The 2,871-nt window shown below is 36.7% G+C and carries 3 protein-coding genes; 1 reads left to right on the top strand and 2 read right to left on the bottom strand.

The annotated features are described in order from the left end of the window. Positions 1 to 129: 129 nt before the first annotated feature. Together J2Z82_RS19260 and J2Z82_RS19255 are read right to left on the bottom strand one after the other, a co-directional pair. A complete protein-coding gene (locus J2Z82_RS19260) occupies positions 130 to 1,221 on the bottom strand; it encodes a branched-chain amino acid aminotransferase (protein WP_209482412.1) in 1,092 nt (363 codons plus the stop codon). Positions 1,222 to 1,397: 176 nt separating this feature from the next. Beyond that, entirely contained in the window at positions 1,398 to 2,165 is a 768-nt protein-coding gene (locus J2Z82_RS19255) for a 2-keto-4-pentenoate hydratase (protein ID WP_209482411.1), read from the bottom strand. 166 nt (positions 2,166 to 2,331) lie between these two features. Here J2Z82_RS19255 and J2Z82_RS19250 point away from each other — a divergent pair, with 166 nt between their 5' ends. Next, entirely contained in the window at positions 2,332 to 2,610 is a 279-nt protein-coding gene (locus J2Z82_RS19250; RefSeq protein WP_209482410.1) for a hypothetical protein, read from the top strand. Positions 2,611 to 2,871: the final 261 nt, after the last annotated feature.

The following is a 2,871-nucleotide window of genomic DNA, read 5'->3' as shown; positions in this document are numbered from 1 at the left end:
TCAACATCGAATCGCTTACGCTCTTCGTGTATCCTTTATCTCACACGGGTCAGTCCAGTCCATACGGCGCTGAACAGGCGCTTGCGCTTTTGTACGTATAAATACTGTTTTACTGCCTTAGATTTCCAATTATTTAACTTTACTGACTGCTTTCACTTTTTCAATCCATCCAAATGGGTCTTCCTGTTTTCCGTATTGAATACCTGTTAATGTGTCATAAAGTTTTTTGGAAACTGAGCCTGTTTCCGCATTATTAATTATAATATGATCGCCATTCCATGTTAACTGACCAATTGGTGAAATAACTGCGGCGGTACCAGCTCCAAATGCTTCCTCAAGTAATCCGTTCTCATGTGCCTCATATAATTCGTGCATAGAAATTTTCCGTTCAGCAACAGGAATACCCCAGTGCTTCAATAATTCAATTACAGAGTTCCTGGTTACACCTTTAAGGATGCTTCCATTTAAGGCAGGGGTCACGACTTCTCCATTAATTTTGAAGAATACATTCATGCTGCCGACCTCTTCAATATATTTCCTCTCAACTCCATCAAGCCACATTACCTGTGCATACCCACTGTTTGCTACTAGTTCCTGTGCTTTTAAACTGGCTGCATAGTTTCCGCCAGTTTTGGCTTCACCAGTTCCTCCTGCTACTGTGCGTACATATTTATTTTCCACTGCAATTTTAACAGGATTAATTCCTTCTTTATAATACGCACCAACTGGTGATAGGATAACAATAAATTGATAATGTCGTGATGGTGCAACACCAAGATAAGCCTCAGTGGAAATAATAAATGGCCGAATGTAGAGTGAAGTTCCATCAGCTTTTGGAATCCAATCCTTCTCGATACCGACTAGCTGTTTGATTGCGTGCAGAGCAAATTCTTCGTCAAGCTGCGGGATACATAGTCGTTCGTTTGATCGGTTAATCCGCTCAATATTTTTTTTAGGTCGAAATAATTGAGCTTCTCCTTCAGGTGTATGATATGCTTTCAATCCTTCAAAAACGGATTGACCGTAATGAAATACCATTGCAGAGGGGTCAATCGAAAGTGGCTGATACGGTATAATTCGTGCATCATGCCACCCCAAAGGATCCGAATAATCCATAATAAACATATGGTCGGTGAAGACTCTTCCAAATTCCAATTCATCCGACCTAGGCTTTACTTTTCTTGTTGAACAATAGTTAACTTCAATTGAGTGATTATCCATGACGCCAGCCCCCTATGGTGTAAAAATTTGATATCAATGTTACTTCATATTTTATGTTAATGCAATACTAAATTGTGAAAATAATTCAACTTATTGAACTTTTTTCAGGAAGGTACCTGTCACTTCCAGATTTATGTTGGAAATATCTTTATTTTAAGAAGTTAAAAACCGGATTTTTATATTACGTCAAGACTTACGGAACCAACATCATCAAAGCTAACTTGATAGTTCCCTCTTCGAAGCGTTTTAGGCAAAATAAAGGTACCAGAAGAGATGATCATTCCTTTTTGAATTGTTCGTCCGGTTTTAGCAAGCTCCTCGATAAGCCATTGAACTGCATGGACAGGATTATCAAGCACTTCGGTTGCTGGACCTTGCGCAATTATTTCGCCATTTAATGTAAGATCCGCTTTAATATTTGCTAATTGTTTATAAGATACTTCCTCGACTGGTTCTCCAACAATTACATTACCGGCAACTGCACTATCTGCAATAACTTGACCTAAACTGAGCTTTGGAAACCAATCTTTGAAACGTGAATCTGGAATTTCCAGTCCTGGTGCAATGCTCATTTTTTGTAAAATAGACTGCACGTCGTCTGTTGCCGATAGGTCTTCATGTGCAATAAACATTAGCTCAATTTCGATAAGAGGGGAGAGCATTTTATCCAATGCAATCGATCCATCAGAAAGACTTGATTTTGTTAATGCACCATATAAAGGTGTTGTGGAATTGAATAGATGTTGTGTTTCTTCACTCGTTAAGCTTATTTTATAGCCTATCAGGTTATCATTGTTGTTCGCTGATTTCTTATCAGTAAGCTGATGCTGGATATTGTATGCATCTTCTTTACTAATATTTTTTGGAATCTCTTCCTTGGAAATAGCTTGTCCAAGGTTGTATGCATTATATAGCGTATTAACCAGAATAGTAGTATCGGTCATTGCTTCAGCCCCTTTTTTATATAGTTGATAAATATATTAACAGAAATTTACCTATTGTGTATTGTTTGAGGATCATCTTATGTGTATATTTCCCAATTTTTAGTGAATGTTATTTAAATGAGAACTTACAAAGAAAGTGGTGATGTTATTGCGAAGGTTTATTATTATGGCTGGATTGTTTTTTCTGACTCTGATGCCCTTGAGTTTAGCAAACGCAGAGGACATAGAAGTTGAACAACAGCACAATTGGGAAGAATTAAGTACTAATCATGAAGTTATCCCAACAGAAACGCACAATTATTATTACTGGAAAAACTTTATTAGGCAAACAGGTACTTGTGAAATTTCGCTTAAACTAGAAACAGTTGTGTATTACTGTGATCTGCATAATCATACAAAGACAAATTCAAATTTAGAGGAAAGACTGCACAGTGAAAGGCATTAGTACTGACAGTGAGGTTGGCAACCACTTCTTACTACTACTATCGAATCCAATCGATGAAAAGTGTCATTAATTAGAGAAAAATATTTTTTAGCAGATAATAAAGTATAAATCCTTTCTTACTGCATAAGTGCAACTAAGGCTTGGCGATAAGCCAAGTTTTTTAATTGTATAGGAAATTACACTAGCGTTGCATTAAATTTTTAAGAAGAAGTCAAGAAAAATATTTTATGTGAAATTTGTGAATGATGGGAATATTCACTT

The organism is Virgibacillus litoralis, from assembly GCF_017873675.1.
GTDB classification, from domain to species: domain Bacteria; phylum Bacillota; class Bacilli; order Bacillales; family Amphibacillaceae; genus Lentibacillus; species Lentibacillus litoralis.
Note: the sequence above shows the minus strand (reverse complement) of the source record. Positions and strands in the feature narration are given on the sequence as shown.

Coding starts and splice junctions, on each gene's coding strand:
- J2Z82_RS19260 (WP_209482412.1), bottom strand. CDS start 1,221: ATGGATAATCACTCAATTGAAGTTAACTATTGTTCAACAAGAAAAGTA.
- J2Z82_RS19255 (WP_209482411.1), bottom strand. CDS start 2,165: ATGACCGATACTACTATTCTGGTTAATACGCTATATAATGCATACAAC.
- J2Z82_RS19250 (WP_209482410.1), top strand. CDS start 2,332: ATGGCTGGATTGTTTTTTCTGACTCTGATGCCCTTGAGTTTAGCAAAC.